4 protein-coding genes and 1 pseudogene are annotated in these 3,873 nt (G+C 61.1%); 1 reads left to right on the top strand and 4 read right to left on the bottom strand.

What is annotated here, in order from left to right; genetic code table 11:
* Positions 1-449, top strand: a pseudogene (locus NW835_RS13260) (type I glyceraldehyde-3-phosphate dehydrogenase); the annotation flags it as partial.
* Positions 450-452: 3 nt separating this feature from the next.
* On the opposite strand, the gene folK reads toward NW835_RS13260, so the two are convergent.
* The 4 genes from folK to ychF all read right to left on the bottom strand — a co-directional run bounded on the left by folK (position 453) and on the right by ychF (position 3,827).
* Positions 453-959, bottom strand: coding sequence for a 2-amino-4-hydroxy-6-hydroxymethyldihydropteridine diphosphokinase (gene folK / locus NW835_RS13255; protein ID WP_414366273.1), 507 nt, complete (start codon positions 957-959; stop codon positions 453-455).
* Positions 956-1,327, bottom strand: coding sequence for a dihydroneopterin aldolase (gene folB, locus NW835_RS13250; RefSeq protein ID WP_414366274.1), 372 nt, complete (start codon positions 1,325-1,327; stop codon positions 956-958). Before folB ends, folK begins: the two co-directional genes overlap by 4 nt.
* On the bottom strand, positions 1,314-2,183 hold the full coding sequence (gene folP / locus NW835_RS13245) for a dihydropteroate synthase (RefSeq protein ID WP_414366276.1): 870 nt from the start codon (positions 2,181-2,183) through the stop codon (positions 1,314-1,316). The genes folB and folP overlap by 14 nt, the downstream gene beginning before the upstream one ends.
* Positions 2,184-2,735: 552 nt before the next feature.
* Entirely contained in the window at positions 2,736-3,827 is a 1,092-nt protein-coding gene (gene ychF / locus NW835_RS13240) for a redox-regulated ATPase YchF (RefSeq protein ID WP_414386200.1), read from the bottom strand.
* Positions 3,828-3,873 lie beyond the last annotated feature (46 nt).

Here is a 3,873-nt window from a genome sequence, read left to right as displayed (position 1 = left end):
TTGTGGATCGTCCGGATCCCAAAGACTATCGGCGGGGCCGCTCGGCAGCGGTGTCGATTGTGCCTTCCACAACCGGAGCAGCTACGGCAGTTGCCGAGGTTTTGCCTGCCCTAAGAGGGAAAATGGATGGTCTGGCGCTGCGAGTGCCTGTGCTAACCGGCTCGATTGTGGACTTTGTCGTGCGCACCGAGCGGCCCATTACCAAAGAGGCGGTTAACCAAGCCTTTGTCGAGGCTGCTGAAGGGCCGCTGCGCGGCATCCTCGCCATTGCCCCGCCACAGATTGTTTCGGCCGATATCATCGGCGATCCCCACTCTTCGATTGTGGATCTGGAATCAACAATGACGCTGGGGGATCGTACAGTGAAGGTGCTCTCCTGGTACGACAACGAGTACGGCTACGCCTCGCGGCTGGTGGATCTGGCGGTGAAAATGGCGGCTGCGCTGTAGAGCTCAATCCCAGCCTAAGTCGGTGCGCTCCAGCCAGGAGCTATCCAGGGCAGCCAGCGCCTCAGCTGCAGCTACGCCGGTTTCAGGGTGGCGCCAATGGGGAGCGATCTCGCACAGCGGGGCCAGGACAAAAGGGCGCTCCATCATGCGAGGGTGGGGCAGGGTTAGCTCAGGGCTCTTCAGGATCCGGTTGCCCATGGCCAGCAGATCCAGATCCAGCGTTCTGGCCTCCCAGCGGATGCGCCGCACCCGCCCCGCCTCCTGCTCGATGGCCAGCAGCGCCCTCAGCAACTCTAGGGGCGATTGGTAAGGGGGAAAGGGATCCAGCGCCACCACGGCGTTGAGGTAATCCGGCTGCCCCGGCGGCCCCCCTTGGGCAGGGCTGCGGTAGAGGCTGGAGCGGGCCACCACCTGGCCCAGCCGCGGCAACTTCTCTCCAGCCGTGCGCAACTGCTGCAGCGGATCCCCCAGGTTGCTGCCCAAAGCAATGTAGGCCAGGTCAGGCTTCATGGAAGAGCAGGGCGACGGCGGACGATCTCCACGTAGACATCCTCGAACAGGCCCGGCAGGGGAGCTTGCGGCTTGTGCACCCGCACCGTTAGGGCTTCCAACTGGGGATAGTTCTGCCACAGCCGCTCAGCAATCCGCTCTGCCAACGTCTCGATCAGCCGGTAGCGTCGCTGGGTTACCTCCTCCCGCACCGCCTCGTACACCTGGGCGTAGTCCACTGTGTGGGCTAGGTCATCCGCTTGGGGAACCCAACCAAGCTGCATCTCCACATCCACCACAAAGCGCCCTCCCAACACAGCCTCCTCAGGACGATAGCCGTGGTGGGCATGGAAGCTAAGACCCCGCAGCACCAGCCTAGTGGGGTTCATCGTGGAGACCTGCCCAAGCTGCCAGAGCCGAGACATGGGCCGGGACGTTGTGCACCCGCACCAGGGTAGCGCCCCGGCTGGCGGCAAAGAGGTGCACGGCTACGCTGGCGCTATCCCGCTCCCTGGGCACAGCAATCCCGGCAAGCTGGCCAACAAAACTTTTGCGCGAGGCTCCCACCAGCACCGGGTAGCCATAGGCCACCAGCCGTGGCAGCGCTTTGAGGAGGGCAATGTTCTGCTCGGCGGTTTTGGCAAAGCCCAGGCCGGGATCCAAAATCACACTGGGAACACCGGCTGCCAGCGCCCGTTCTGCTTGGTCCTTGAGAAAGCCAAAAACTTCCCCTTCGAGGTCGTCGTAGTGGGTGAGCTGCTGCATGGTGCGCGGTTCTCCCCGCATGTGCATGATGATTGCCGGCACCCCCTTCTCAGCACACAGCTGCATCATCTGCGGATCCCGCAGCCCAGTGACGTCATTAATCATGTGCGCTCCGGCTGCTAGAGCCGCCGCCGCCACCTCCGTTCGGCGCGTATCAACGCTGATGAGAATGCCGGATCCCTCTAGAGCCCGGATCACGGGCAAAACCCGGTCGCACTCCACCTCCACCGACACCGGCTCCGCCCCCGGCCGGGTGGACTCGCCGCCGATATCCACAATCAAGGCTCCCGCTGCTGCCATGGCCTTGGCTGCCTGCACGGCTGCCTCTACGGATCCCCACTGGCCGCCGTCGCTGAAGCTGTCAGGAGTTACATTCAACACTCCCATCACCCCAACGCCTCGCCAGGAGAGGCAGTAGCCCTCTGACATCTTTTCCGCCCCCGGCAAGGGACGGCGGGAGGTCAAGCTATGAACACCCATAACCGTTGCAGGCTGCTTGTTGCAGGGCCAGGGGGAAGAGTTTTCCACCACCCGGCATGGCATTCCTCTCGATCTCAAGTCCAGCACAAGCCTGCCAGGAGTCCACAAAGTTTCTCAACGAAATCTTTGCAAGGCTGCGGTCATCAAGAGGCTATGCCAGAGAAGGATCCCCCTGCCCGCTCAGGCGCAAGCAATAGCCCAAGCTCACAGAGGAACCCCTGTCGCTCTAGAACATGATGTCGTCTTCCGAACGACCCCAAATGCACCAGATGATGGAAGCAAAAATTGCCAAGTAGACCCAGGCCATCGGCCCGTATTGCAGTAGATCCATCAACGTATCCCTAAAACAAACATTTGTTTATCTAGTCCAATTATTGTGATGTTTCGTTACAGCGTCAACGGTTTTCTCAGGAAAACGGTCGGACTGATAGAAGACCCCCTGAGCCCATATCCTCTGCCCAAGGGGGCTAAGTCTTTTTGCCTAGGGACAGTGAGCAAATCTTAAATTTCTGAGAAAACCCATCTTGCCTGAGCAGGGAGGCAGAGGGAGACCTAGACGTTGAAGCGAAAGTGCATCACGTCCCCTTCCTGCACTACGTAGTCTTTGCCCTCGCTGCGCACCAGACCCTTCTCTCGGGCAGCACTTAGGGATCCTGCTGCCACTAGATCCTCATACGCTATTGTTTCTGCCCGGATAAAGCCCCGCTCAAAATCCGAGTGGATCACCCCCGCTGCCTGGGGAGCAGTGGCACCGGCAGGGATCGTCCAGGCGTGGGTTTCTTTGGGGCCGGAAGTAAAATAGGTGCGCAGACCCAGCAGCTCGTAGGTGGCGCGGATCAAGGATTTCAGCCCCCCTTCTTTCACCCCCAGCGAGTCTAGATAAGCCTGTCGCTCTGCAGGCGGCAGCTCCACCAATTCCGCCTCCACCTGGGCCGAGACCACCACCACACGCGCCCCTTCCGCCTGAGCCACTTGCCGCACCTGCTCCACCCAGTCGTTGCCGGTGGCCAGCTCTGTTTCCGCCACGTTGGCGGCGTAGATTACCTTCTTGCGGGTAAGCAGCCCCAGCCCCTTGATGGCAGCCTCCTCCTCCGGACTAAGGGGCACCAGGCGAGCTGGCTTGTCCTCGTCCAGAGCAGCCTGCAGTTTTTCCAGGGCCTGCAGCTCCACTTGAGCCGTTTTGTCGGACTTGGCCTGCTTGCGCACCCGTTCCAAGCGCCGCTCGATCTGCGCCAGATCCGCCAGGGCCAGCTCCAGGTTAATCACGCCTATGTCTCGCAGGGGATCCACGGAGCCGGCCACGTGGACAATGTTCTCGTCCTGAAAGCAGCGCACCACATGCACGATGGCGTCCACCTGGCGGATGTGGGAAAGAAATTGGTTGCCCAGCCCCTCGCCTTTGCTGGCGCCAGCTACGAGCCCGGCAATGTCAACAAACTCAATCTGGGCGGGGACGATTGCCGCCGAGCCGCTGATCTTGGCCAGCACCTCTAGGCGCTCATCCGGCACCGCCACCCGCCCTATGTTGGGCTCGATGGTGCAAAAAGGAAAGTTGGCCGCCTCGGCTTTGGCGTTTTCGCAGAGGGCGTTAAAGAGAGTCGATTTGCCCACATTGGGCAGGCCAACAATGCCAGCTCTGAGCATGAGAGGCTAGGGTAACGGCAAGGGGATCCGTTGCGAAACTTTAACT

The organism is Synechococcus sp. OH2 (genome assembly GCF_047462155.1).
Taxonomy (GTDB): Bacteria; Cyanobacteriota; Cyanobacteriia; order Thermostichales; family Thermostichaceae; genus Thermostichus.
The sequence above is the reverse complement of the archived record's forward strand: the minus strand, read 5'-3'. Positions and strand labels throughout refer to the sequence as shown.